Source organism: Vibrio sp. SG41-7 (assembly GCF_014164465.1).
Taxonomy (GTDB): domain Bacteria; phylum Pseudomonadota; class Gammaproteobacteria; order Enterobacterales; family Vibrionaceae; genus Vibrio; species Vibrio splendidus.
In genome coordinates, this window is the sequence record NZ_JACJFF010000484.1 from 1 (window position 1) to 210 (window position 210).

Here is a 210-nt window from a genome sequence, read left to right on the forward strand (position 1 = left end):
TCTGAGTGGACTCGAACCACCGACCTCCCGCTTATCAGGCGAGCGCTCTAACCAGCTGAGCTACAGACCCAATATCGTCTCTTTTACTTTCTAAACCTAATCAATCTGTGTGGACACTCATCGTGGTATCTTCGTATAAGGAGGTGATCCAGCCCCAGGTTCCCCTAGGGCTACCTTGTTACGACTTCACCCCAGTCATGAACCACAAAG

1 rRNA gene is annotated in these 210 nt (G+C 50.5%); it reads right to left on the bottom strand.

What is annotated here, in order from left to right:
- Nucleotides 1-136 precede the first annotated feature (136 nt).
- Nucleotides 137-210, bottom strand: a 16S ribosomal RNA gene (locus H5300_RS27685); the annotation flags it as partial.